The organism is Geobacillus sp. CAMR5420 (assembly GCF_000691465.1).
GTDB lineage: Bacteria > Bacillota > Bacilli > Bacillales > Anoxybacillaceae > Geobacillus > Geobacillus thermoleovorans.
Map to the genome: position 1 here is coordinate 1 of NZ_JHUS01000074.1, position 25,854 is coordinate 25,854.

Sequence of the window (25,854 nt, forward strand, 5' to 3'; positions counted from 1 at the left end):
GAATTTGCTCATCTACAGTCTTTTATTTATTCGCCGTGGAACGGGAGAAAACCTTTATTTCAATTTATATATACTTTTATATATTTCCAACATTCTTTTCGTATTTTCTTCTTTATCATGAGTTTTCATTGCACGAGCCCTTGCATTCTTAGAAAACTCTAGTGCGAGATTTTCATTTGAAAAAATTTCAGTTACATAATGGGCCAACATATAGGGGGCATCTGCCTGATATATAAATCCTTCTTCTTGGTGCTTTAGTAAATCAGCTACTCCACCAACATTTGAGGCTACACAAGGCACACCAAGAATCATGGCTTCCCCTAGAGAGTTAGGGCTATTTTCAATCGAAGATGGACAAACAAACACATGAGATTTTAAATATTGCTCACACATTTGCTTTTCATCTAACAATCCGGTAAATATAACCTTATCTTGCAAACTATAATTTTTAATCAGATCTTTTATATATTTACCATAGTAGGTCATCTTTAATTTCTCTTTTAACGTGCGCGATTGAGTAATATTATTTCCACCAACATAAAGCTTCGCTTTTGGAAAATTCTTTAGTATTAATGGCATTGCTTCAATCATGAGATGTAACCCTTTAATTGGATACGATCCTTGACTAACAAATATAGAATATCTTTCACAGTTGTTTATATTCCATGTGTGCTTATAGAATTCATCTCTTAGCGTTTCATTGCAATGATAGTATTTAACATTCGGATTTATTTGTGTCACACATGCTCTATCCCAAGTCGTTCGTCCAATAACATACTTCACTTTCTGTAAAGCCTCTATTTCATATTTCCCTCGCCTAAAAAACTTCTTTTGCTGCTGTTTCAAGTTATCTTGTTTCAGGAAATCTCTAAAGGTATACCTGTTTTGAACTTTTGGAGGCAAGTAAGCCATGTAATGCCTAGCAATGACAGATACTAATCCTTGTATAGATATTACTGTTTTTATACCTTTCTTACGACATACATTTACCATTGCAAGAGTATGAGCATATTCTGTTCCAAAGATATGGACAATATCAGGTACAGATTGGTGTATGATCTTCTCAAGGTACTCATTTTCTTCAACCTGGGATGAATCTTTATCATCGACAGGAGGAAATGCGTAATAATTTATATTATCTCCCTTAAAGAATTTAACATCTTTTAATTCTCTTTCTGGAAATGCAACGGAAAGTTTTAAATCATTGAGACTGGATAGTGACGATGCTGCATTGACTAGCCATCCCCCAAAAGGCAATGGTTTTTCATTCATAAGTTTACTGGCCTCTGGGAGAGGGATATTCGTAAGCCATAACACATTCATATGAATCTCCTCAAAATTTATTTATTATTAACAAAATTCCTTCCAAATGCATATGGCAAAAATGGCAATGCTGGTGCAACCACGAACAAAGCGAATCCAATTTGATATACGTAAGTAACTGGGTTTAAAAACCCAAAACATATAAACAGAATTTGAGCTATTATTAGAAAAACATAATAAGGATGACCCGAGTAGAATAACAACTGCTTTCTAAAATTTAATATTATTGCTAAAAATAAAGGTAGAGAACCGAAGATTCCATACATAGCCAATAAATCTAGCCAACCAGAATGTCCACCAATTTGGCCATTATCTTGATTACCAAAAGGTCCATATATTCCAAACAAAGGATTTTGTATAAAAGTTATTAAAGACGTTAAGTAAAGATGGCCTCTATTAGCAGTTTGGGAGTCTGCACTTTCCCCCAAAAATGTCTCAGCAAGATCCATAAATTTAACATAAACAATGTCATTGTCTTTAAACAAATATGCAACATTTACCAAAAATTCAGCAATAGATTCCTTGGGAATAGCAAGAATAAATATTAAAGCAAGAAAAACCCCTATAATCAAACTTCTTAACCCTTTAATGGTAAAGACTAAAATTATTCCTACAAAAGTAAAGATTAATGCAGTTGCATACGATGCTTTTATTATAGTAAGCAACAAACATATAATAAATAATATATAGAGAGATTTATACATATTTCCAAGTCTAGGAATATTTTTTTTCAACAAATACAAAGATAAAATAGTGACAAAAACTAAACTATATACGAAACCAAATCCTCCTATACCCATACCCAAGTAAGAGTATTGTAATGAGTGATTAGCTGTGGCTAAAGTTCGAGATGCATAAGGAAATTTTTGCAAACCAAGATATGTTTGTATCGAACCAACTAAGTACATAAATAAGGAAATAAAAGCAATTCTCCCAAGCGTAACAAAATCCTTTTTATAGAACATATAATAATGATTTACAAAAATTCCAAATACAAATAAGAAAAAACACGTTAATATATACTCGGGGTCTATTACACCGTACGTAAAATTTCTTGTTAAAACATAAGGTATAAATGTAATAAACCAAACACAAATTAATAATAAGTCAGGAGTCCATTTTTCAAATAACCACCTATAATCAGTAGTAATAACCCATAACACAATAATTACAAAAATTGGGATTATTCCTATTTTATTGTTGAAATAGGGCCATACCATCCAAGTACTCAATAGAAGGATTATCACCCGATTGATAATGATTAGCCCACAGTCTTTTTGTGTATTAAATTTTAATTTAGAAATTTGTTTTTGGTTCAAACTCTCCTTAACTTTACTTGTAAGCATAATTATCCCCACTAATTAAGACATTTATTATTTTTAATAATATACCTTCTATATTTCTCCATTTTATATGATGGTGTTGTAAAACCAGAGTAAGAACTCGAAGTTATGCATAAAGATGCGGCATCATACATGCAGTAAATAAATCCACACCATCGCGGTTGTTCTAATCCGTTACTCGTAACTATTCAGCCACATCATAAAGTGAGCTGAATATTTTCTTCTTTCCTTGTCTATGATGTGAATATTGATAGACAAGGAGGTGAATCGCATGTTGACGGTACAACAAGCTGTATTTACAGTTGAGGGCTTAATCGGCAAAGTTCAACAACAAAAACAGCTCATTCATCAACTCATTCAAGAAAATGAACATTTGCGTCACGAAAACAAACAACTACGCAAAGAAAATGAACAACTGAAGTACCGTGTTCAAGAGCTGGAAGCACGCACGAAAAAAAACAGCTCTAATAGCCATTTGCCCCCATCTTCTGACCGTTTTGAGAAAAAGCGTTCCTCCCGCGAGCCGTCTGGCAAAAAGCCTGGTGGGCAAGAGGGACATGAGGGGAAGACGCTCCGTCAAGTGGAACATCCACATCATCGTGTCGTCCACCGTGTGCATACGTGTCAAGGATGTGGAGCTTCTTTGCGTGAAGTCAAACCGTTCAAAGTCGATATCCGTCAAGTGTTTGATGTCCCTCCTGTGGCGATCGAGGTGACACAACATGAACGTGAAGTGAAATCGTGTCCACATTGTCGATGCGTGCAACAAGCCGAATTCCCATCCCATGTCACGAATCATGTGCAATACGGTCCACGGCTCACGGCGCTCGTTGTTTATTTACATCATATCCAATTGATCCCGTACAAGCGTTTAAGTGATACAATCGAAGCGTTATATCAACACTCGATTAGTACGGGAACTCTTGCCAATATGGTGAAACGAGGACGCGAATCGCTGGAATCAAATATGGACATCATCGAAGACGCCTTACTTGAATCCAACATCCTGCATGTCGATGAAACGAGTTTGCGCATCAATGGGAAACTCGCATGGGTGCATGTCGCGTGTACATCGAGATATACATACTTGGCTCCTCACGCTTCTCGTGGAAAGAAAGCAACGGATGAGATCGGGGTTCTTCCACAATACAAAGGGACGATGATGCATGATGCATTCGGTACGTATCCGAGATACACGAAAGCCACACATGCCCTTTGTCATGCCCACCATTTGCGTGAGTTAAAAGGATTCATCGAACAAGGGCATACGTGGGCGATGCGCATGACCACGTTTCTGTTAGCCGCCAAGCAAGCCGTCGAAGCCCATCACGGTGCACTTTCCGAAGAAGAAGCGAGACGGTGGGAACGAGTGTATGATCGCATCCTAGAAAGAGCACAACACCGATTAGAAACGATGACGCCTCTTCCGAAAAAAGCACTCGCTTTTGTTCGACGGCTTCAAAAACGAAAGGAAGAAGCGCTGCGTTTCTTACGTGAAGTACATGTTCCCTTTGACAACAACCAAGCCGAACGCGATCTTCGCATGGTCAAAGTCAAAGAGAACATTTCGGGTACGTTTCGCGAAGAAACATTCGCGCAGTCGTTTTGCATCGCAAGAAGCATCGTTTCCACACTGACGAAACACGAAAAAAACGTGTGGGATTCGTTATGTCTTCTGTTGGCAGGCGAAACGATCGATCGAGTTCTTTCCGCTACCTAGGGCATTTTCTATGACCGAAATGCCCTATTTGTGCTGGGCTTTTTTATACACTAGCACTGGGGTGAATAGTTACCGTTACTCTAAGCTATTCATAAATTCTACAATCTTATTCGTTTGCACATCCCAATTTTTATTTTTCAATATAAATTGGCGCGCATTAGTAGCTTTTTTTATTAATTCATTTCTATCTAATGCTAATATATAATCAATAGTATCCGCCATTGATTGGGGATTCTCATCTTCAAAAACAAACATGTGATCAAAATAATCCTCTGTAAATCCGTTTAATTTTGTAGTAACTACAGGAGTCCCACTTACTAAATACTCTATCATTTTTGATGGAAAAGTGTTCATACTTATAGGATCCCGAACTGGGCGTGGATTGACCCATAAAGCAGAGTTTTGTTGAATTTTCATCATCTCGGTATTAGAGACTTTCCCCTTATATATAATTCTGCTTTCCTCTTCACTTATCTTTTTCACATAATTTTCAAGAGGACCATATCCATATATTTCTAATATAAACCTTGGATTTTTTACTAACTTAGTAGCTTCTATTAAGTTTACAATACCATTGTATTCGACAAGAGCTCCACTAAATACTACTTTTAATGGTTCTTCCGGAGACAAATTAACCCATTGTCCTCCACACGGTGTGTGCGGAGTTTCTTCTAAATCAAAGCCTCCATCTACCACAATATACTTTGAATGAGGAGCATATTCTGCAATCATATTTTTATTTAAAACAACAAGCCCATCGAATTTTTTTATACTTTTCTTTGTTGATTTGTCTTCAATCAACTTTGCGATTTTACCCAAAAATCCACGACTAACTGAATCTATCGGTGGATCAGCTAATATGCAAATTGATTTAACGTTAAATAATTTGGCTGCCCATAGAACAGGTATAGCTATATAAGGAAAAGCATTAAAGCAAATAATAACTTTTTGTTCATCTTTATTCTTTTTTATCCATTCACAAATCAAAAAAAACGCACTAAAGATTTGAGATAACTGTTTTAATATAAAAATATTTATAAAGGGTACCTTTTTAGCAATAATATTCTTAGTTAGTTCGATAATCCCATAGTTAATATAAAGAACATTTTCTCGAGGAAATGATGCAATTGGTCGCTCCGTTAGAATTGAAAGATTCGCACCAAAGTGTTTCTTAAGCCCTTTTATAATCCCCATTTGCATCTTATTACCTGCCACTGATGGACCTAGATTTTTTAAGCAATCTTCTGTTTTGATAACACTCCCTACAAATAAAATTTTCATTAAATTCTCCCTCTTATTTTTATTATTGATACACTGCAAAAATAGTTCTAAAAAACAGATCAAATATTTATTTAAACTATTATATCTATCATATTCTTCTCAAATATCTCTTTATCGTTTTCAAAATTAAAATGTTTATTATACTCTAACTCCTTATTTATACTACTACTCATTAAACGAACTAGTTCTCTTTCGTTAAATGGTTCAAAGAAATATGCATTTTCATATCCATCCAATATTTCATGAGAAAACGGACAATCAGACGCAAATATAATTCCCTTATGCAATTTTGCTTCCAGCAAAGGCAGTCCAAAAGTTTCTATATACGATGGAAATATTAAAACTGATCTAGTATATAAATCAAAAACCTGTTCCCTAGTAAGACTTCCGACAAATTCTATAGGTAACTTTTGTGCTTTTACTTCTTTATACAAATTCTTGATATAGTTATTCTCATTGCCTTTGAGAGTAAAAATCACCTTAAATTCTTTGATACCTTTTTCTTTTAATTTTTTACAAGCTTCTAACACAATATTATGGTTTTTATAGCTTAATCCACTCGCAGGATAAAAAAATGTTGAAAGAGACTGTTGGTTCGCTTCAAAAAAATTTTTTATATTAATATTGATGTTTGGAGCCACTACAAATATTTTATCATCCTTTATATATGCTTTTTCAGCACAAGCTCTTTTCATCCACTCTGTTTGAACAATTACTTTATCTGCTTTCTTTATTGAATCAATAATTTTTTTACCAATTATATTTTGATAAATCCAAAATAATTTATTTTCCATAAAACTAAATCTATAAGAAGCAAATGGTAAAGACTGATGGACATATAGTATTTGGGGAACATCAACATTAGGAACAACTATATTTTGTAGTGATAAAACTTTATCGACCTTATGTTTTCGTACCAGCCGAGGCGCAACAATATTATCAAAATACAGTCGATGTCCCCAGCTTTTTTTTACCCATGGAAATCTTAATACCTTAATATTCTCTGTTTCTTGAAGAAAGGGCGTACTAATAACAAAAATCCACTCTATATTTTTATCTTCACAAGATGTAGCCTCTTTATAAAAATCATTCAAGACTGATAATGCACCACCTGCTTCAGCTGGCACATCAAAAACCATGATTTTCATAATACTATATGTCCTTTCTCCAGACAAACTGATTCACAATTTTCGCGTAACTTTGTATTATCTTCACGACCTTCACTGACACATTGTCATCGATATAGTCATTGGCTAGTACAGTTTTTTCTCGATTCTCCCACATCGTCCTGCTCAGTTCTACAGCTTGTACAATATCTCGCTCCGTAATTCCACCAATGACGACTGTTCCTTTATCAAGTACTTCTGGTCTTTCCGTGGAGGTTCTTATTAATACCCCTGGAAATCCAAGTATTGCCGACTCTTCGGATAGCGTACCGCTATCGGATAAAACACAGAAAGCATTCAACTGAAGTTTATTATAATCAAAGAATCCAAACGGTCTAAGTTGTCTAATTAATGGATGAAACTTAAACCCACGCTCTTCAATGCGTTTCCAACTTCTTGGATGAGTAGAATATATAATTGGAAGCTGATATTTTTCAGCTATGCTGTTCAAAGCATTCATCAACGAAAAGAAGTTTTTCTCAATATCTATATTCTCTTCTCTATGCGCAGAAACTAATATATATTTGCCTGGTTCCAGTCCTAATTCCTCAAGCACCTTACTGTTTTGAATTTTCTCTATGTTTTTATGAAGAACTTCCGTCATCGGAGAGCCTGTAACAAAAATGTGCTCTTTTCTTATCCCTTCTGATAATAAATATCTTCGGCTATGTTCGGTATAAGGCAGATTGATGTCACTGACATGGTCTACGATTTTTCTATTTATTTCTTCCGGTACGTTTTGATCGAAACATCTATTTCCTGCTTCCATATGGAAAATAGGAATTTTTAGTCTTTTTGCCGGTATTGCAGACAAACAACTGTTCGTATCTCCGAGTATAAGCAATGCATCCGGCATTTCTTTTTGCAGAACTTCGTAAGACTTAGATATGATATTTCCCATTGTTTCACCAAGATTGGAGCCTGCTGCATTTAAATAATAATCAGGCTCTCTTAGTCCCAATTCTTCAAAAAACACTTGATTTAAAGTATAATCCCAGTTTTGTCCAGTATGGACAAGGATATGATTAAAATATTTATCACAAGCTTTAATCGTTTCAGACAGTCGGATAATTTCTGGTCTAGTTCCAACGATGGTCATTACTTTTAACTTTTCCATTGATTAAACCTCCAAAAAGTACGTATCAGGTTGTTCTGGATCGAATATTTCATTGGCCCAAAACAAAGTAATAACATCTGTTTTTCCAATGTTTGTTATGGAATGCGTGTAACCAGGTGGAATATCAATCACCCTTAGTTCTTCTCCGGAAACTCTATATTCTATAATTTCACTTCCATGGATGGAGCGGAATTTAATTACCGCTTCTCCTTCAATAACAAGGAATTTTTCTACTTTCGTATGATGCCAGTGGTTTCCTCTCGTAACCCCTGGCTTTGTGCGTGATATAAAAATTTGCCCAAACTGATTCGATTTCATAAATTCCGCAAGCCAGCCACGGTTATCACGTTTCATATCTAGATGATAACCGAACTCATCTTTAGGAAGATAAGAAATATACGTAGCGTATAGGAAACGCTCAAAGTCTCCTTCAAGATTCGGCATCACCAGTGTTTCTCTGCTTTTTTTGAAGGAGTATAGTATGTCTGCTAACTCCCCTAGTGTTACTTGGAAAGTCCGCTTTACAGAGCAAAAACCATTTGCATCCCTATTTTCTTTTCCTTGCAATGCATTGATAAACTCTTCAATGACATCATCAATATAAACAAGAGTTAACTTTGTACCAGGATCATTAATTTGTATTGGTAAATTGTTTGCAATATTATAACACCAAGTAGCTACTACGGAGTTATAGTTTGGTCTGCACCATTTTCCAAATACATTTGGCAAACGATATACATAAACGTTGGCTCCTGTCTCCTCACCATACTGAAAAACGGCATCTTCTGCTGCTTTTTTGCTTATACCATATGGATTATTTAAAGTAGCTTGGATCGATGAAGACAAAAGTACTGGAATTTTTTTATTCTTTTCTTTAAGTATGTGAAGTAGCTGTTCCGTAAATCCTTTATTCCCCGTTTCGTACTCCTTTACATCCTTAGGACGATTGACTCCCGCCAGATGAAACACAAAATCTGTTTTTTCTACAAATTCTTCTAGTTGCTCAACAGTGTTTTCCGAACCATATTTTAAAATCTCTACATCTTCCATACGCTCCAGCGTTGCGATTAAGTTTTTCCCTATAAAGCCATTTGCTCCAGTGATTAAAACTGTTTTCATACTCTTACTCCCCAGCTTTCCAATTCTTTTTGAACGTAATCTAGCTTTAGGAGTAGTTCTTTTATTTGTGGAACATCAAGCCGCTCTGTATTGTGAGAATTATAGTCTAAACTTTCACTAATTTCATGTTTACCATCTGTAAAATATTTATCATAGTTTAAATCTCTCGTATCAGCAGGAATTCTATAATAATCTCCTAAATCTTCGGCTTGAGCCATTTCTTCACGGGTTAAAAGTGTTTCATACAGTTTTTCTCCATGGCGTGTTCCAATAATCCGAATTTCATTATCCGCATTAAAAATCTCCTTCACAGCCTGAGCTAAATCTCCAATCGTAGATGCTGGAGCTTTTTGTACGAAAATATCGCCTTGATTTGCATTTTCAAACGCAAATAACACTAATTCTACTGCATTTTCTAGAGACATAAGAAAACGGGTCATATTTGGATCTGTAACGGTTAATGGCTCGCCTTTTTTTATTTGTTGTATAAAAAGCGGGATAACGGATCCACGTGAACACATCACGTTTCCATATCTTGTTCCACATATAATCGTCTTCTCCGGAGAAACCGTTCGAGATTTTGCCACCATTACTTTTTCCATCATCGCTTTTGATATTCCCATTGCGTTAATCGGATAAACCGCCTTATCCGTGGAAAGACAGATTACTTTTTTGACTCCATGAGCAATAGCCGCATTCAAGACATTTTCCGTACCAATCACATTTGTTTTTACTGCTTCCATAGGGAAGAATTCACAGGATGGGACTTGTTTCAATGCCGCCGCATGAAAGACGTAATCTACGCCATGCATAGCCGCCGCAACACTATTATAATCACGCACATCTCCTATAAAAAATTTCACTTTATCACTTTTTAGTTCTTTGCGCATATCATCTTGTTTTTTCTCATCACGTGAGAAAATACGAATTTCTCCGATATCAGTGTAAAGGAAACGTTTCAGAACCGCATGACCAAAAGAACCTGTTCCACCTGTAATAAGCAAAGTTTTATCTTTAAACATTTTATTTATTCAACTCCTGTTTTTTTAAATGAGAAGTAATGATTTTATATGCTCTTGAAACTGTATAGTATTTTTCTAAGTATTTCCGACCATTTAACCCCATCTGATAACGTAAATTACTGTCAGAAGCTAAAGTATCTATAATTGCACAAAAGTTCTTTAAATCACCATTTTCCGCCCACATTCCACAACCCGCTTCTCTTAATATGTCTTTTAAATCTGTATTGACATCTGTTGCAGCTGCTACCGGAAGTGCTGCCTCCATATATGCTGTTAATCTAGATGGAAAATTAGGAATAGTAAATCGTGGGTCTAGAAATATAAGACCTACATCACAACTATTAAGCAACACGTCATATTCTTCCTTTGGTAGGAACTTGAATAATTTTGCATTACGATAACAACCTATTTCTAAATGTTGCTTAATTTTCTCGTATTCTGTCCCAGATCCAACTATTAGAAAAAATACATCTGTTCGATCTTTCATATAATCAATAACTTCAAGTAAAAATCCTATTCCTTGTGGACGACCAAGATTTCCACCGTAAATAAACACTACTGAGTCTTCAGGAATACCATATTTTCTACGTATCTCCGAGCGTTTCACATCATCTTTCCGTAAAGGAGACGGTTTAATACTGTTTGGACATTCTTCCACCTTACTTCTATCAATTTCAGGATTATGTTTTAATACATATTGTACGTTTGCTGGAGACATACAACCGATATAATCAGAAATTTCATAAAGGCGTTTTTCTTTCGCTCTAAAGTAATGCCATATTAAACTATTTTCTCTTATCATTCCGATATCGACAGCATTTTGAGGAAAAATATCTTTTAATAGTAAATACGATTTACATCCATCGCGTTCTTTGACATATTTCACTACACGCTCGAAAGTAATAGGGGGTGTAGAATATAGAACTAAATTAAACTTAACATCATTTAAAAATTTTCGAATTGCTTTGATAAACTGCCCCTCTAGAAGAATTGTTGAAATTCCTTTCTCAATGATATTGGTTTTGGTGACATTACCCGTTCTAACTCTCAATACATGAATGCCGTTTTCTATTTTAAATTCTGTTGGCTTACCCGAGCGTCTTTCACGTTGACATACTACATATACTGTATCACCGTTTTCATAAAACTCTTGCATTAGATCCGTATAGATATTACGTTGTCCTTTTCCTTCTGGATATGCAAGAGTTAAAAAAAGAACGTTCAAACGATCTCCTCCTAGTAAATAGAAAGATGATATTAATTTAAGGCTATCTTTCTTGCTTGATTTTGGGCTAAAATTCGATTATTGGCAATCCCCAACAATCTTTCCCTAACCTCTTCTCTATCCATCTCTTCAAACTCTTCCATAAAGTCGTTAAGGATTTTTTCGTCCACCATTGTTGCTTTTCCAATAAATATTTTCGGAAACACCTGCTCTGGATGAACTTCGTTTTCGTTAAGCAATTCTTCAAACAATTTTTCGCCCGGACGGATGCCGGTAAATTCGATGCCGATTTCTTCAACAGTGTAGCCGGACAGTTTGATTAAGTTTTTCGCAAGGTCGACGATTTTTACCGGCTCGCCCATGTCGAGGACAAAGATTTCGCCACCTTTGGCCAAGGCACCGGCTTGGATGACGAGGCGGGACGCTTCAGGAATGGTCATGAAGTAGCGTGTCATGTCCGGATGGGTGACGGTGACCGGGCCGCCGGCTTGGATTTGTTTTTTGAACAGCGGGATGACGCTGCCGCGGCTGCCGAGGACGTTTCCGAAACGGACGGCGACGAATTTCGTTTTGCTTTGTTTGTCGAGTTGCTGAATGAGCATTTCGGCGAATCGTTTGGTTGCTCCCATAACGTTTGTCGGGTTGACGGCTTTGTCCGAAGAGATGAGAACAAACGTATGTACCCCGAACGTATCGGCTGCTTCGGCAACGTTTTTCGTGCCGAAAATGTTGTTTTTGACCGCTTCTTTCGGGTTGTATTCCATCAATGGCACATGTTTATGAGCAGCGGCATGGTAGACGACGTCCGGTTTGTGCTCTTCCATCACTTCAAACATGCGCTCTCGGTCTTGGATATCACCGATGACAGGAACGATCTCGATCTGATCTTTGTATTGATTACGCAGTTCCATGTCGATTTGGTAAATGCTGTTTTCCCCATGGCCGAGAAGGACGAGTTTTTTCGGCCGGAATTGGCACACTTGGCGGCAAATTTCCGAACCGATCGAGCCACCCGCGCCGGTGACTAAAATCGTTTTGTTTTCAATGTAGCCAGCGATGCTTTCGATATCGAGCTTGACGGGTTCGCGGCCAAGCAAGTCCTCGACTTGCACGTCGCGGAACTGGCTGACGGATACTTTTCCTGTTACAATATCTTCCAATCTAGGGACGATTTGCGTTTTGGCGTTCGTTTTCGCGCATTGTTCAAAAATGCGGTTCAGTTGTTTTTTCGTCAGCGACGGAATGGCGATAATAATGTGTTCAATACGCAAAGCTTGGACAACGTCTTCAATATCGTTTGTCGTGCCAAGTACAGGAATGCCAAAAAACTGCAGTTTTTGCTTGTTCGGGTCATCGTCAATAAACACGATCGGTTTCAATTCCGCTTCCGGGTTGTTGATGAGCTGACGCACCACCATCATGCCCGCGGCGCCAGCGCCGATAATCATCGTCCGCCGTTTATTGACGTTTGGCTTGATGTAGCGGTCGCGAAACACACGCCAAACGAAACGCGAGCCGCCGATGAAAAGAACGTGGATCATCCACGTGATCATGAGCGCACGGGCGTAAATGTCTTGAAAAACGGCCCACTGCACGGCCGCTGTCGTCACGATCGAAAGCGTGACGGCTTGAATGATCGCCGTCAATTCACCGATGCTCGCGTATTCCCACGCTTTCTGATATAACCGGTAAACGAAGGCGAACAGATGATGGCTTACTAACAGCGTGACCGCTGACAATAAAATCGGTTTATGTTTTAATATTTCTACGTGCGGATATAGTGTAAATACGCTAATATAAATCGCCGTCAGCACGATCGCTGAATCAAGCAGCATTAAAAATGTTAATCGTTGTCGATACGCCAACGCTTGCGTCCCCCTTCACCATAATCAAAAACGAGCCGTATGTGGCGGCTCGTTATACGTTCATGCCTTGCTTTGTTTGTGCTATGATGTTCTCCATAAATGCAAGCAAATCGTCTCTTAATTCTTCATTTTGCACCGCAAACTCGATCGTCGTTTGGATGAATCCGAGCTTCTCGCCGACATCGTAGCGCTTTCCTTCGAATTCGTAGGCGAAGACGCGCTGGATTTCGTTCAATTTTTGAATCGCGTCGGTGAGCTGGATTTCGCCGCCAGCACCGGTTTCTTGTTTTTCAAGGAATAAGAAGATTTCCGGTGTGAGTATGTATCTTCCCATAATCGCTAAGTTCGATGGCGCAGTGCCTGGTGCTGGTTTTTCAACGAACTGGCGGACTTGGTAACGGCGTCCGTGTTGTTCAATTGGATCGATGATGCCGTAACGGTGCGTTTCGTTATCAGGCACTCTTTTGACACCAATAACGGAACTGAGAGTTTGTTCATATTGGTCAATTAATTGTTTTAAGCATGGTGTTTCCGCTTGGACGATGTCGTCGCCAAGCAGAACGGCAAACGGTTCGTCGCCGATAAAGTTGCGTGCGCACCAGACGGCATGTCCCAACCCTTTCGGCTCTTTCTGGCGGATGTAGTGGATGTCGACTTTCGATGGTTCTTTTACTTTTTCGAGTAAGTCGTATTTGCCTTTTTGAATTAAGTTTTGTTCAAGCTCAAAAGCGTTGTCGAAATGGTCCTCGATCGCGCGTTTTCCTTTCCCCGTGACGATGATGATATCTTCAATGCCGGAGGCGATCGCTTCTTCGACGATGTATTGAATCGTTGGCTTGTCAACAATCGGCAGCATTTCTTTCGGCATCGCTTTTGTCGCTGGTAAAAATCGTGTGCCGAGCCCCGCTGCTGGAATGATCGCTTTGCGTACTTTTTTCATCCTATTTCGCGCAGGAGACTCCCACTTCAACGACCAAAGGGAGTAAGTGGGAGAGGAATGCGCGTTCCCCCCTTTCTTTTGTGTATGATATAATAAAGGCGTGGAGAAAACCGTTCAATAAAGGCACTCCAATCACGGCTACTCGATGTATGGAGTTGGTTACAGGAAACGTTGTAACCGTAAAACATCGAGCGTAGGTCCGTCTGTTGTGTGTGGAAGCCAAGTACTGCCAACAGACACACCGAGAGAATCGGTAACGATGCAGGCATGACCTGCGTCGTTGGGTAGTCGTCAACCTGCCCCCTGATGCAACCCCAAGTCAAGGAAGGAGGACGAAGTCCGTTTGCACTTCTGGGGAGTTGCAAGCCCCCACTTCAAGCGTTAGCTAAGTGGGGGTAGTTGACGTGGTACGTAACCCCCTATGTATAGTTGGCCCCTATGCCCCCGCGCATCGGTGCAACGCTGGCTGCGCCGATGCGCCGATGCATATGGGCATAAAAAACAGCCCCTTTTCGGGACTTAGTTTGGCATTTTTGATTTCAGATTCAAGATTTCTTTTTCATGATCGATCAGTTTGTCAAACATCACATCGGATCGGCGCTGCAAGTACGAGACGGTGACATCGACGGATTTTCTTATGCTGGTGACATCGTTTAAAATGAGTGCTTGATTGTGTTTGGAAATGCGCAGCTCTTCGAGGATTCGCTCTTGCATCTGCTTCATGCCGGCCATCTCGTGTTCTACTATTTGTTGGCCTTCTTGCAACTGGATAATGTCTTTTTGAATTTGGGAAACCGTCGTTTCCAATGTCCGTTGGCCTTCTTGCAGTTGGGTGACTTCCTTCTGAAGCTGGGATACATCTTGCTGCAGCTGCGATACGTCTTGACGAATGTGCCCGACTGCGCCTTCCAACCGTTCGAGCCTGTCGTGGACTGGTTTCAGTTCTTCTTGCAAGACGGAACGAAGCAATTCTTTCAGCTCTTGGCTCATGGCTTCACCTCCTTGACGCCATTATAGCATGGCGCGGCAGGGAAACGTTACAACGTGTATTCTCCTTGTCCGGAGTCATTCAGTGGAATGCGTTGTTGAGGAACTTCATGCCCCAATTCGAGGTTATTCATCCTCTCCATCCTCTTCCCCGATCTGGAATGCATACGTCTCTTCATTCAACTGCCAAATGACTTCATTGAACGTTTCCGCCGGAAAGCCGTTTTCGGTCGGAATGAGCGGCGTGATGATCGTGTCTTGGCCTTGCATGCGGAACTGGTACGCCCTCACCTTTTTCGGATCAATCGCGTCCTCATCGACATAGCCATACGTTTTCATCAACTGTTCTCTCTTTGGATGCTGGTGAAGTTTGATCAAATTGTTCACCTGTTGGAACAAAATATCGCTATGGGTGGTCAACCACACCGGCATGCCTCGGTTGGCCAACTTGACAAGCGCTGTCGCTAATATGCGCTGGACGCGTGGATGCAGATGCGCTTCTGCCTCTTCAAAAAAGAGTGAACGGTACGTTGCTTTTGATTTTAAAAACAAAATGAGCGGCGACAGTTCAGTTACAAGCGACGATGTGACGTATAACGGCAAGCGCTCTTGTTTGCCTTGTGGGCAATAGTAGAACGATGGAATCGGTCCTTTTTCTTGGTCCATGGTTCCGTTGGCAATCTCAGTTTCAATAAATCGTCCGATGTCCGCATATTTCGACTGTCCGTTTTCCTCCAAACGCAACAACGCTTGCAAGAATCGATAGACAGGCAACGTGAAGTCAAGGGATGGTTCCTCATGTTCTTCGTTGATCATCCGTTCCATCATCTCTTGCACCAGCGCCTTGTAAGACAACATGAACCCTGTTCTCGAAGCGGGCAAATACAGCGCTTCGCCAATGGCCCGCCCTTGGATGCCGCCTTGTCTGGATGGTGGGTAAAACGGCGATGTAAGTCCATCCATCAGCAAATTCCACGTAATGTATTGAGCCATGCGATACCGCTCTGTCGCTTGTCCCTTGCTTCGATCCGTATACGGGATGCGAATATAGTGTTTCCCCGTCGAAAAACGAGCGCCTTGGAGCGAATCTTTCTTTTCAAAGATGATTCGCAGCGGTTCAGAACGGCGGTACCGCTCGATGCTTAACGAACCGATCGGGATTTTGCGCCGAAAGATCGTTCTAACCAACTCGCTTTTTTTGTTTCTGAGAACATCATTAAACCATTGGACAAACAGTTGCGCTTCACGGTCTTGGATGAGGCAGTCATCGCCGATAGACGATTCAAGAAAGCGATCGATTTCCTTGTACGTGGACGTGTTCGGAGGGTCTTTTGGAAACAGCTTGCGCCCCTCGGACAACACCCCCCAAAGAAGCGACATCAGATAGCTTTTCCCACTGTTGTTGTCGCCGACAAACAACATCAACGGGGCAATATCGATTTCCCCCTGTTTGATCTTTCCAAATCGCTCAACCTTTAACGCCCAAGTTTGTTCCATGCGCGTATCGCCTCTTTTCACAGATTACGGATCCTCTATCTTTCTATTATAAACGATACGCCTGACTCATAATCACTGAATTAGATAAAAACGAGTGAAAAATCGGGCATCTAACCCGCCCTCACGCCACACCCTCGACGACTAGCGTCTAAGGTGCCAGGACCGTCATCGTCCCCACCCACGGCATGGCCGAGTGCCTCCATTGATAACGGTAAGGAGACATCACCGAACGAAACGGCATCAACGAAGAAAACGGCCTGTCTTTAAGACAAAGAAGCCGCCGCTATGAATCTCTTGCCGCGCGAGCCAAACTGTCTTAAAGAAAGAGCCGCCGCTATTGGATGTCGGTCGACATCATTCTGAATCGTTCTACAAGAAACAAGCCATGTTTCGACAACGAACGGGCAAAAGAAAAGAAGTATTTCTAAATTATTTTATATCATACTGCCAACTATTTCTAAAAGAGGCCAAGGAACTTTTTCTTTTTCACCCGCTGTGGTTCGTCGCGGAACACGGCTTGGCCGCGAACGAGCAGCTCGGCGTTCTCTTGGAAGTAGTACACCATGTCTGTCCCGTATTCTTTCCGGATCACCTCGTACGCCTCGCGGAGGCGAAACGGCCGCGTTTTCGTGTTGTGGGCGTCCGAGGCGATGAAATGGGCCAAGTTCGCTTCGATCAGCTGAAACGAGAACGTTTTGATTTTCTTGCCGAAATGGCCCGTAATGCTTGATGCCGTCAGCTGGGCCAAGGCGCCGCGTTTGACGAGCTGATAGAGCCGCTCGGGGGTTTCGATGATCTCGGCGTTTCGCTCCGGATGGGCGATGATCGGGATAAACCCTTTCACTTGGGCATCAAAGAGGAGTTGCTCCGCATACTTCGGCACATGATCGGGCGGAAATTCGATCAACATGTATGATGTATCGGCAAGCGTCATCACCTCGCCTCGGGCAAGGCCGTCAAGCAAGTCGCCGTGGATGCGCACTTCTTGGCCTGGAAGCACGTTCAAGGCGATGCCGCGCCGTTTCAGTTCCTCATTCAGCTCCGCCGCCAGAGAGAGAACGGACGGTTTCGGGTTATCGTAGCTTCCGTTTTGATGATGGGGAGTGGCGATGATCGTCGTAATCCCCTCATTGGCCGCGGCCTGCGCCATGGCGATGGCGTCCTCCGTCGTCGCGGCCCCGTCGTCGATGCCGGGCAAAATATGGCTATGAATGTCGATCATCGTCCACTCCTCCTTTTTTCGCTCTACTAAACACCTATTATGGTAACATAGGAAAAACAGGCTATCAATGGATGAGATTTGTCGAACATTGTCGAAATGGAAGGCAAATTCCACTGATTAGGGGGCAAGCTGGAACGCCCGCCAATGCGGCTGTCAGTTGTCTTCTTTTCGAAAACGGTCTATAATCGAAATGGTATGCACGAAAATTTCTGAATGGAAAAGGAAGAGTGCCCATGAGAGCAGAACGTCGAAAAAAGAAGAAAACATGGCTCCGCTGGGTGACGGGATTGCTCGTCGTGTTATTCGCTGGAGCAGGAATATTCGCCTATTCCATTTATCATCATGTGAAACAGACGGCGAACCAAATGCACGAGAACGTCAACTGGAAGTCGGAGAAGCGGAAAGAAAACGTTTCGTTTGAACGGAAGACGCCGATTTCCATTTTGTTGATCGGCGTCGATGAACGGAAAGGGGATAAAGGACGCGCCGATACGCTCATCGTCATGACGGTGAATCCAAACAAGCAGTCGATTGACATGGTGAGCGTGCCGCGCGATACGAGAACGGAGATTATCGGAAAAGGGACGAAAGATAAAATCAACCACTCGTACGCCTTTGGCGGAGTGGAGATGACGATGGCGACGGTGGAACACTTTTTAGATATTCCCATTGACTACTACATTAAGGTCAACATGGAAAGCTTCCGCGACATCGTCGATGCGGTCGGCGGCGTGACGGTGAACAACCCGTTCGCGTTTACGTATGAAGGAACGCACTTCCCGAAAGGCGAGATTACGTTGAACGGGGACGAGGCGCTGAAATACTCCCGCATGCGGAAAGAGGACCCGCGCGGCGATTTCGGGCGCCAGGACCGGCAAAAGCAGATCATTCAAGCGATTATTGAGAAAGGCGCCAGCTTCTCGTCGCTCACGAATTACAGCGATGTGCTCGCAGCGATCGGGAAAAACGTGAAAACGAACTTGACGTTTGAGGAAATGAAAGAAATTCAAGCGAATTACAAAGACGCCCGCAAGCACATTAAGCAGCTGCATATTACGGGACAAGGGACGAAAATCAATGGCATTTATTACTTGATCGTGCCAGAGAGCGAACGGCTGGCGATTTCGAATGAGTTGAAAGAGCATCTGGAGCTGAAAGCGACGGCGGCGAAGTAAATGCGACGCGCACCTTAAGAGGTGCGCGTTTTCATTGGGCGATGAAGCGCTTGGCGAGCGCATCGGCCCAAAGCGCGGCTCCTTCCTCGGTCGGCAAGTCGGTTTGCGGGTCGACGTAGCGGTTCAGCTCTTCGCTTTGATCGTCAGGCCAGGCGTGCCAATGGTTGAGGTAAGGATAGCCGTTCTCTTTCGCGAACGCTTCAAGCTGCTCGACTTGGCGCGGGTAGTAGGTCGCGTTGTAAATCGGGTTCGGCGGCTGCAAGATCACGACCGCATTCGGGGCCGCCGATTTGAGCTCGTCGATGATCGATTTGATATGGGCAAGAGTGTCGTCGATCGTCACGACACCGTTGTCGTTTAACAAAAACGGTTCAAGCAGGACAAGATCCGGCTTGTCCTTGGCCCAGTCGGCGGCGATGCGCTGTCGGTCGGCGTCGGCGGTGGTCAAGCCGTCGTATTCGTGGACGGTGATGTGAAACACGCCTTTCCCGTAGGCGTCATCGAGCGCTTGTTTCAACCGCTCAGGCCAGCCGCCGTTCTCTGGCGTTGATTCGGAGCCGGCGATGACGAGGCGGATCGGACGGTGTTCCTCCACCGCCCGCTTGATGGCAGCTTGCGCGGCCGCTGGCAGCTGCTTGGCGCGGGCGAGGATCACTTCCGTTTGGCTCGTCTCCGTTTCTTGCTTGGCGGATGTTTCGACTTTCGCCCGCGCCGCTTGCACCGTGGCTTCGATTTTTCGCTCCCAGTACAAGTGACCGGTGATCAGAAAGGCAAGGCAAGCGGCGGTGAGCAAAAGGATGAAGACGAAGTTTCTCAACGGTTCTCTCCCCTTTTCTCTATCAGAACGGCTTCCCGCGGTCGGGAAGCCGTTTGTGGTTACTTGTATTGATAGTAGTAATAGTACCCGCCGTCACGGTGCTTCCGCTTGTTCAAGACAACGCCGAGCAGTTTGGCGTTGGCCGCTTCGAGCAGTTCTTTCGCCTTGATGGCCGCTTCGATTTCGGTGCCGCCGCTTTCGATGACCAGCACCGTGCCGTCGCATTGGTTGGCTAAAATTTGTGCGTCCGTCACGGCGAGGACGGGCGGGGTATCGAAGATGACAAGATCAAACGTCTCATACAACTGTTCGAGGCATTGCGCCATCGCGTTCGAGCTGAGCAGCTCGGCAGGGTTCGGCGGGATCGGGCCAGACGTTAAGATTGATAAGTGGTCGATTTCGGTCGCTTGACACGTCGACAACAGCGGCGCCGAACCCGTCAAAACGTTCGTTAATCCCATGTAGTTGTTTAACCGGAAGGTGTAATGGACGGTCGGCTTGCGCAAGTCGGCATCAATGAGCAATGTCTTTTTCCCTTGTTGAGCGAAGACGACAGCCAAGTTCGCCGCGGTGGTCGATTTTCCCTCGCCAGGGCCGGTTGACGTGACAATTAGGGAGCGGAGCGGCGCATCAATGAATGAAAATTGGATATTCGTTCGGATCGTTCGGTATTGCTCCGCGATGGGCGATTTTGGGTTGTCGACCGTGATCAGCCTCCGCTCCGCTTTGCGGATCGATGTTGCTGGTTTACGAGCCAATGGTTTCACCTCTTGTTTGTGGAATGGCGGATTCGCGTCTCGCTTTTTGGCCGCCTTCAGCCGTGATCAAACTGACCGCGCCGAGCACCGGCAGGCCGAGATGCTTTTCGACGTCTTCTTCCGTTTTGATCGTGTTGTCCAAATACTCAAGCAGGAAGGCAAGTCCGACGCCAGTCATGAGGCCGACGACAAAGGCGATGGCCATATTGAGAAGCGGCTTCGGCTTGACCGGGGCTTGATGCTCTTTCACTTCCGCTTTCGAGAGAATGGTGACGTTGTCGATGTTCATGATTTTGACGATTTCGTTTTTGAACACTTCCGCCGTTTTGTTGGCGATCTTGGCCGCCATGGCTGGATCTGGGTCTTGGACGGTGACAGAGAACACTTGTGAGTCTTTTTCGCTTGAGACTTGAATTTGTTCGTTCAGTTCGTCAAGCGTCCGGTCAAGGTGGAGCTCGTCTTTCACTTTTTCCAAAATCGTCGGGCTTTTAATGATGACGCTGTACGTGTTAATGAGCTGCACGTTCGTTTGGATTTCGTTGAAGTTGTAGAGCTGCTGCTCGGATTTCGCCTGGTTGACGAGAATTTGCGTCGACGCCTCGTAAATCGGCGTCAGTAGAAAATAACTGACCACGCCGCTCACGACGGTGGCGAGCGCGGTGATCAGGACGATGAGCCAAAGCCGTTTGCGCAATGTATCGAACAGCTCGCGCAGGCTGATTGTTTCTTCCATTGTGTCCCCCCCCTATGATTCTCCTGTCCGCATTTTTCGACAATCGATGGACATCCCCATTATAGCGGATATCAACAGACATATCTAGCCGAAATCGGTACTAATTTTGGCCAAATGAAAAGGCCGCCCGACAGGCAGCCTTTGTTTGCGCTATTCGTCTTTATTGTCTTTGTCATTCGCATCCCGCGGATCTTCAATCGGGTCTTCGCGGTCCGGAACCGTATCGCGCTCATCGTCGCCCGGTCCGTTGTTCGTGTCGTCTCCCGGCGGGAGTTGATTGTTTTGGTTGTCGTTCAAATCGGTATCGCGGTTGTCCGGGATGCCGTCATTGTCTTTGTCGTTGTCGACGTTATCGTTTTGGTTGATGTCATCAGCCGGGTTTACGTCTTGGTCGTTGACATCGTTTTGGTTGTTTGGCGGCGGAGGATTGTTGTTGTCGCGGTTCATATTGCATCCAGCCGCTAAAAAGAGGGCGACAAGGGCGCTGAACAGCCGGATCAGCAACGCTTTTTTCTTCATCCTATCTGCTCCTTTCTATTGGTTGTGGTGACCTTATGTAAGGCCGGTCCTTGTTTATCTTTCCCAGAAAGAAACTTTTCATTCGCACGCTATATAGCGCAGCCGACAAAAAAACGCGCTCCCCGAAGGAACGCGTTTTGTTCAGTCAGCTCGTTTGTCGCCAAGAGCGAACATCAACTCCGTTTCGCAGACAAGCTCGCCGTCGACGGTGGCGATGCCTTTGCCTTTGCCGATGGCGCCGCGGGCGCGGAGGATTTCGACTTCCAAGCGGAGCTGGTCGCCCGGTTTGACTTGCTTTTTAAAACGGCAGTTGTCGATGCCGGCGAAGAAGGCGAGGCGGCCGCGGTTTTCCTCGCTTTGCAGGAGGACGACGGCGCCGACTTGGGCGAGCGCCTCGACGATCAACACGCCGGGCATGACCGGGTATTCCGGGAAATGGCCGGCGAAAAATGATTCGTTGGCGCTGACGTTTTTGATGCCGACGGCGCGCTTGCCTTCTTCGATTTCCAGAATGCGGTCGACAAGCAAAAACGGATAGCGGTGCGGGATGATGGACTGGATTTGCTGGATGTCAAGCATGGACAAACTCCTTTCTCTCGTTTGGCGGCTTCATCAGCCGCGATCCGTTCCTTTCTCGACGATATCGATGATGTGCTTCCACGTGGACGGGCGGAATACATCGAGCGGCTTCCCATCGCCGATGGCGCTGTAGCCGACGACCGCGCCGGCGGCGAGGCTTGCGGCCATCAAGACGATCACGATGATCAGCCGAAGCCAGATCGGGATGAGCCGGGTGCGGACGAACCGGCGCGGCGCGGCCGCCTCCCCTTCCGGCGGAAGGGCTTTGGCTTCCGGTTCGGCGGGAGTCGGCGGGCTCTTTCTTACTCGGCCTTTCCGCCTCGCCATCCGGGAAGACGGCGAGCGCATAGGTTCTTGATGCCTCTCGTCACTCATCGCGATCCTCCTTATGAGGAGCGCATGCCGTTAATCAGCCCGAGCATTTGTTCGGAGATGGAAACGGCGCGGGCGTTGAGCTGATACGCTCGGCTTGTCGCCATCAGGCCGACCATTTCCTCGCCAAGGTCGACGTTCGCTTGTTCGAGCGCGCCTTGCTTGACGCTGATTTGGCCGCGCAAGCTGCCGTTCAGTTCTTCGGCCGCGCCTGGGACGTTGGGAAGCGCATAGACATTGCCGCCGCGGGCTTCCAGAAGCTGCGGACGGCGGATCATGGTGACGCCCAAATTGACGCGGGCGACGACGCGGCCGTCGGTATTGGTTGCCGTCAACGTCCCAGTCGGGGACATCTGTACGTCATGCGCATCGGCGGGAAGCACAATCGGCGCGTTCCTTTCATCAAGCACAAACAGGCCGTCGCTTGTCGTCAAAGCAAGCTGGCCGTTCATGGGCGCAAGCGAAAAGTTGCCGGCGCGGGTGTAGCCGATCGTTTCCGCACCGTTTTGATCGGCCAGACGGACGCGGAACCATTGGTTTTCGTCCGTCAAGGCAAAATCCAGGCGGCGGCCGGTTTCCACCAGCGCACCTTGCTTGGTGATGAGCATTGTCGAAGCGAGACGCGCCCCGTTGCCGTAGCGCACGCCCGCTGGCGTTTGCCGGGGCGCTTCGTCGTTCGGCAGGCGGTCGATTTGTTGGGTCAAGAGCTCGGCAAAGCTCGCTTCGCGCCGTTTAAAGCCGACGGTGTTGCTGTTGGCGATGTTATGGCTGATCGTATCGAGCCGCTGTTGCAAGGCATTCATCGTGTTGGCGGCGGTGAGCATCGAACGGAGCACGGGCTTGTCCCCCTTTCATCATTTCAGGCGGCCGACTTCGTTGACGGCCTTGTCCAAGCTGCGGTCGTACGCTTGGACGATTTTTTGGTTTGCTTCAAATGCGCGGTAGGCAGCGAGCAAATCGGTCATCGTCCGCTCAATGTCGACGTTCGACCGCTCGAGAAAACGCTGTTTCACCGTATACGTCACATTGCCGGGCGCCTGCGGCAACGGCCCTGTCGTGCTGCGGAATAAGCCGTTTCCTTCCTTGACCAACGTTTGCGGATTGGCGGCGAATGCAACGCCGAGACGGGTGGCCGTCCCATTCTCATCGATGATCGTTCCATCGTCGCGGACGGCAAACCGCTCGCTTGAGAGCGGAATGCGCTCGCCATTGGCATCAAGCACATACCAGCCCTCTTGCGTCGTCAAGTAGCCGTCCGGGCTCAAGGTGAAATGACCGTTTCTTGTGTAGCGGACCTCCCCTTGACCGTTGGCGACGGCAAAAAACAGCGCGCCTCGCTGGCCGCTCGCCCGGTCGACGGGGACTTGTCCGTCCACAAGGGCGATATCGGTCGCCAAGCCGGTTTCTTTCACATCCCCTTGGCGGAAGTTCGGGATGAGTTCTTGCATATAGACGCCCGTAACGAGCGGCCCAATGACGGTTTGCGTCGGGATGGCGCGCCTTGAGGCGGTCGGGATCGGTTGATCCTCGAGGCGGCTCATCAACAGTTCCGGAAACGCTCTCATCGCGGCCGCATCGGCTTTGTATCCCGGCGTTTCGGCGTTCGCCAAATTGTTCGTCAACCAATCCACGCGCCGCTCTTGCGCCAACATGCCGCTCGCGGCGGTGTACAACCCTCTCAACATGACCAGCACCTCGCTTGTCCGATCGATCAGAAAAAGCCGCGGCCGCTCTTTGGGTAGCGGCGGATGGGGTGTTCCCTATGGTCAAGCGGGCGGCGCGTTGCCCTGCCGCTCCGCTCCTTTCCATTCCATCTTTCATTATAAGCGGGAAAGGGCAGCCGCGGCATCCCCCGCCATTCCTTTTTTGCCCGCCTCGCTTGTCCCGGCGGCGGTTGTATCCATTTTGATCAAGCCATGAGAAAAACGTCCTTCCAAAGCGGTCTGCGCCTGAATGACGCAAAAGGTTGACTCTATAAGGTTGATCCAGATGAACCATCTCTTGGCCAAAGGGCATGACGGCTTTTTAAATCAATTGCGATTTTGGCGCCCGATCGATGTTTTCCAGCATAATCCCGGTGCCAAGAGCGACGCAGTCCATCGGATTCTCCGCGACGAACACCGGAAGCTTCAGCTCTTCTGACAGCAATAAATCGATGCCATGAAGCAATGCACCGCCACCCGTTAAAATGACGCCGCGGTCGATAATATCCGCCGACAATTCCGGCGGGGTGCGCTCGAGCACGCTTTTGGCGGCTTGTACAATCAACGACACCGGCTCGCGAAGCGCCCGTTCGATCTCCTCCGATCGAACGGTGATCGTGCGCGGCAGTCCGGTGACGAGATCGCGGCCGCGGACGTCGATTTCTTCGGACCGTGCGCCTGGGAATACCGTTGCGACCTTAATCTTGATTTCCTCGGCCGTTCGCTCCCCAATGAGCAGCTTATATTCGCGCTTGATGTAGTTTAAAATCTCCATATCAAACTTGTCCCCGGCCATTTTAATGGAAGAGGCGGTGACGATGTCTCCCATCGAGAGAACCGCGACGTCAGTCGTGCCACCGCCAATATCAACGACCATGTTTCCGCACGGCTGAAAAATGTCCATTCCGGCGCCAATGGCTGCGACTTTCGGCTCTTCCTCCAAGTACACTTTTTTGCCGCCGCTTTTTTCCGCTGCCTCTTTGATCGCTTTCCGTTCCACGGATGTTGTGTTCGTCGGGCAACAAATCAAAATGCGCGGTTTGGCGAAAAAGCCTTTTAGGTCGAGCTTGCTTAAGAAATGCTTCAGCATGGCTTCGGTAATGTCAAAATCCGCGATGACGCCGTCTTTGAGCGGCCGAATGGCAACAATATTCCCAGGAGTACGTCCGACCATTCGTCGTGCTTCTTCGCCCACTGCCAGCACTTTGTTCGTGTGTTTATCGATCGCCACGACGGACGGCTCATTGAGCACGATGCCTTTGCCTTTGACGAAAATGAGGACGTTCGCCGTGCCTAGGTCGATGCCGATGTCTCGTGAAAACATATGACTTGCTCCTCCTTGCCTCTGCCCTAAAATCATTCCTAATTGTT

The 25,854-nt window shown here is 45.1% G+C and carries 24 protein-coding genes; 2 read left to right on the top strand and 22 right to left on the bottom strand.

Annotation, left to right across the window (positions count from 1 at the left end):
* Positions 1–54 precede the first annotated feature (54 nt).
* Positions 55–1,323: a glycosyltransferase family 4 protein gene (locus DI44_RS00605; RefSeq protein WP_033026564.1), complete on the bottom strand. Its 1,269-nt coding sequence runs from the start codon at positions 1,321–1,323 to the stop codon at positions 55–57.
* A 17-nt stretch (positions 1,324–1,340) separates the two neighbouring features.
* Entirely contained in the window at positions 1,341–2,669 is a 1,329-nt protein-coding gene (locus DI44_RS00600) for a hypothetical protein (protein WP_033026566.1), read from the bottom strand.
* A gap of 268 nt (positions 2,670–2,937) precedes the next feature.
* Between DI44_RS00600 and DI44_RS00595 the strand changes: the two genes are divergently transcribed.
* A complete protein-coding gene (locus tag DI44_RS00595) occupies positions 2,938–4,386 on the top strand; it encodes an IS66-like element ISBst12 family transposase (RefSeq protein WP_033026568.1) in 1,449 nt (482 codons plus the stop codon).
* A 75-nt stretch (positions 4,387–4,461) separates the two neighbouring features.
* On the opposite strand, the gene DI44_RS00590 is transcribed toward DI44_RS00595, so the two are convergent.
* From DI44_RS00590 to DI44_RS00545, 11 genes are all read right to left on the bottom strand, one after another.
* A complete protein-coding gene (locus DI44_RS00590) occupies positions 4,462–5,667 on the bottom strand; it encodes a glycosyltransferase (protein WP_033026570.1) in 1,206 nt (401 codons plus the stop codon).
* A gap of 71 nt (positions 5,668–5,738) precedes the next feature.
* On the bottom strand, positions 5,739–6,815 hold the full coding sequence (locus tag DI44_RS00585; protein ID WP_033026573.1) for a glycosyltransferase: 1,077 nt from the start codon (positions 6,813–6,815) through the stop codon (positions 5,739–5,741).
* Between the two features lie 4 nt (positions 6,816–6,819).
* Positions 6,820–7,950, bottom strand: a complete 1,131-nt coding sequence (gene wecB / locus DI44_RS00580; protein ID WP_033026576.1) for a UDP-N-acetylglucosamine 2-epimerase (non-hydrolyzing) — start codon at positions 7,948–7,950, stop codon at positions 6,820–6,822.
* 3 nt (positions 7,951–7,953) lie between these two features.
* A complete protein-coding gene (locus DI44_RS00575) occupies positions 7,954–9,069 on the bottom strand; it encodes a capsular polysaccharide biosynthesis protein CapF (RefSeq protein ID WP_033026578.1) in 1,116 nt (371 codons plus the stop codon).
* The gene (locus tag DI44_RS00570) at positions 9,066–10,091 is read right to left on the bottom strand and encodes a nucleoside-diphosphate sugar epimerase/dehydratase (RefSeq protein WP_033026581.1); all 1,026 of its coding nucleotides are present in this window, start codon (positions 10,089–10,091) and stop codon (positions 9,066–9,068) included. The genes DI44_RS00575 and DI44_RS00570 overlap by 4 nt, the downstream gene beginning before the upstream one ends.
* A gap of 1 nt (position 10,092) precedes the next feature.
* Complete coding sequence (locus tag DI44_RS00565; RefSeq protein WP_033026584.1) at positions 10,093–11,316, bottom strand: glycosyltransferase family 4 protein; 1,224 nt, start codon at positions 11,314–11,316, stop codon at positions 10,093–10,095.
* Between the two features lie 32 nt (positions 11,317–11,348).
* The gene (locus tag DI44_RS00560; protein ID WP_033026587.1) at positions 11,349–13,181 is read right to left on the bottom strand and encodes a nucleoside-diphosphate sugar epimerase/dehydratase; all 1,833 of its coding nucleotides are present in this window, start codon (positions 13,179–13,181) and stop codon (positions 11,349–11,351) included.
* Positions 13,182–13,233: 52 nt separating this feature from the next.
* Positions 13,234–14,121: a UTP--glucose-1-phosphate uridylyltransferase GalU gene (galU, locus tag DI44_RS00555; protein WP_033026590.1), complete on the bottom strand. Its 888-nt coding sequence runs from the start codon at positions 14,119–14,121 to the stop codon at positions 13,234–13,236.
* A gap of 519 nt (positions 14,122–14,640) precedes the next feature.
* The gene (locus DI44_RS0117445) at positions 14,641–15,111 is read right to left on the bottom strand and encodes a hypothetical protein (protein WP_033026591.1); all 471 of its coding nucleotides are present in this window, start codon (positions 15,109–15,111) and stop codon (positions 14,641–14,643) included.
* A gap of 123 nt (positions 15,112–15,234) precedes the next feature.
* Entirely contained in the window at positions 15,235–16,605 is a 1,371-nt protein-coding gene (locus DI44_RS00550) for an AAA family ATPase (protein ID WP_033026592.1), read from the bottom strand.
* Between the two features lie 457 nt (positions 16,606–17,062).
* Entirely contained in the window at positions 17,063–17,827 is a 765-nt protein-coding gene (locus DI44_RS00545) for a CpsB/CapC family capsule biosynthesis tyrosine phosphatase (protein ID WP_033026593.1), read from the bottom strand.
* A gap of 233 nt (positions 17,828–18,060) precedes the next feature.
* Here DI44_RS00545 and DI44_RS00540 point away from each other — a divergent pair, with 233 nt between their 5' ends.
* Entirely contained in the window at positions 18,061–19,002 is a 942-nt protein-coding gene (locus DI44_RS00540) for a LytR family transcriptional regulator (RefSeq protein WP_033026594.1), read from the top strand.
* A gap of 31 nt (positions 19,003–19,033) precedes the next feature.
* Here the strand turns inward: DI44_RS00540 and DI44_RS00535 are convergent, their stop codons facing one another.
* The 9 genes from DI44_RS00535 to DI44_RS00495 form a co-directional block, all read right to left on the bottom strand.
* Positions 19,034–19,819, bottom strand: coding sequence for an SGNH/GDSL hydrolase family protein (locus DI44_RS00535; protein WP_014196933.1), 786 nt, complete (start codon positions 19,817–19,819; stop codon positions 19,034–19,036).
* A 59-nt stretch (positions 19,820–19,878) separates the two neighbouring features.
* Entirely contained in the window at positions 19,879–20,577 is a 699-nt protein-coding gene (locus DI44_RS00530) for a CpsD/CapB family tyrosine-protein kinase (RefSeq protein WP_033026596.1), read from the bottom strand.
* A complete protein-coding gene (locus DI44_RS00525; protein ID WP_033026597.1) occupies positions 20,567–21,310 on the bottom strand; it encodes a YveK family protein in 744 nt (247 codons plus the stop codon). Before DI44_RS00525 ends, DI44_RS00530 begins: the two co-directional genes overlap by 11 nt.
* Positions 21,311–21,460: 150 nt before the next feature.
* On the bottom strand, positions 21,461–21,829 hold the full coding sequence (locus tag DI44_RS00520; protein ID WP_011232795.1) for a hypothetical protein: 369 nt from the start codon (positions 21,827–21,829) through the stop codon (positions 21,461–21,463).
* A gap of 141 nt (positions 21,830–21,970) precedes the next feature.
* A complete protein-coding gene (gene fabZ, locus DI44_RS00515; RefSeq protein WP_011232796.1) occupies positions 21,971–22,408 on the bottom strand; it encodes a 3-hydroxyacyl-ACP dehydratase FabZ in 438 nt (145 codons plus the stop codon).
* A gap of 33 nt (positions 22,409–22,441) precedes the next feature.
* On the bottom strand, positions 22,442–22,783 hold the full coding sequence (locus tag DI44_RS00510; protein WP_011232797.1) for a DNA-directed RNA polymerase subunit beta: 342 nt from the start codon (positions 22,781–22,783) through the stop codon (positions 22,442–22,444).
* Between the two features lie 11 nt (positions 22,784–22,794).
* Positions 22,795–23,616 carry a flagellar hook-basal body protein gene (locus DI44_RS00505; protein ID WP_033026599.1) on the bottom strand — a complete coding sequence of 274 codons (822 nt, stop codon included), beginning with the start codon at positions 23,614–23,616 and terminating at the stop codon, positions 22,795–22,797.
* 18 nt (positions 23,617–23,634) lie between these two features.
* Positions 23,635–24,465, bottom strand: coding sequence for a flagellar hook-basal body protein (locus tag DI44_RS00500; RefSeq protein WP_011232799.1), 831 nt, complete (start codon positions 24,463–24,465; stop codon positions 23,635–23,637).
* Positions 24,466–24,805: 340 nt separating this feature from the next.
* Entirely contained in the window at positions 24,806–25,807 is a 1,002-nt protein-coding gene (locus DI44_RS00495; protein ID WP_011232800.1) for a rod shape-determining protein, read from the bottom strand.
* Between the last annotated feature and the right edge of the window lie 47 nt (positions 25,808–25,854).

Coding starts and splice junctions, on each gene's coding strand:
- DI44_RS00575 (WP_033026578.1), bottom strand. CDS start 9,069: ATGAAAACAGTTTTAATCACTGGAGCAAATGGCTTTATAGGGAAAAAC.
- DI44_RS00520 (WP_011232795.1), bottom strand. CDS start 21,829: ATGAAGAAAAAAGCGTTGCTGATCCGGCTGTTCAGCGCCCTTGTCGCC.
- DI44_RS00545 (WP_033026593.1), bottom strand. CDS start 17,827: ATGATCGACATTCATAGCCATATTTTGCCCGGCATCGACGACGGGGCC.
- DI44_RS00595 (WP_033026568.1), top strand. CDS start 2,938: ATGTTGACGGTACAACAAGCTGTATTTACAGTTGAGGGCTTAATCGGC.
- DI44_RS00600 (WP_033026566.1), bottom strand. CDS start 2,669: ATGCTTACAAGTAAAGTTAAGGAGAGTTTGAACCAAAAACAAATTTCT.
- DI44_RS00590 (WP_033026570.1), bottom strand. CDS start 5,667: ATGAAAATTTTATTTGTAGGGAGTGTTATCAAAACAGAAGATTGCTTA.
- galU (WP_033026590.1), bottom strand. CDS start 14,121: ATGAAAAAAGTACGCAAAGCGATCATTCCAGCAGCGGGGCTCGGCACA.
- fabZ (WP_011232796.1), bottom strand. CDS start 22,408: ATGCTTGACATCCAGCAAATCCAGTCCATCATCCCGCACCGCTATCCG.
- DI44_RS00525 (WP_033026597.1), bottom strand. CDS start 21,310: ATGGAAGAAACAATCAGCCTGCGCGAGCTGTTCGATACATTGCGCAAA.
- DI44_RS00495 (WP_011232800.1), bottom strand. CDS start 25,807: ATGTTTTCACGAGACATCGGCATCGACCTAGGCACGGCGAACGTCCTC.
- DI44_RS00540 (WP_033026594.1), top strand. CDS start 18,061: ATGAGAGCAGAACGTCGAAAAAAGAAGAAAACATGGCTCCGCTGGGTG.
- DI44_RS00500 (WP_011232799.1), bottom strand. CDS start 24,465: ATGTTGAGAGGGTTGTACACCGCCGCGAGCGGCATGTTGGCGCAAGAG.
- wecB (WP_033026576.1), bottom strand. CDS start 7,950: ATGGAAAAGTTAAAAGTAATGACCATCGTTGGAACTAGACCAGAAATT.
- DI44_RS00570 (WP_033026581.1), bottom strand. CDS start 10,091: ATGTTTAAAGATAAAACTTTGCTTATTACAGGTGGAACAGGTTCTTTT.
- DI44_RS00585 (WP_033026573.1), bottom strand. CDS start 6,815: ATGAAAATCATGGTTTTTGATGTGCCAGCTGAAGCAGGTGGTGCATTA.
- DI44_RS00605 (WP_033026564.1), bottom strand. CDS start 1,323: ATGAATGTGTTATGGCTTACGAATATCCCTCTCCCAGAGGCCAGTAAA.
- DI44_RS00510 (WP_011232797.1), bottom strand. CDS start 22,783: ATGAGTGACGAGAGGCATCAAGAACCTATGCGCTCGCCGTCTTCCCGG.
- DI44_RS00550 (WP_033026592.1), bottom strand. CDS start 16,605: ATGGAACAAACTTGGGCGTTAAAGGTTGAGCGATTTGGAAAGATCAAA.
- DI44_RS0117445 (WP_033026591.1), bottom strand. CDS start 15,111: ATGAGCCAAGAGCTGAAAGAATTGCTTCGTTCCGTCTTGCAAGAAGAA.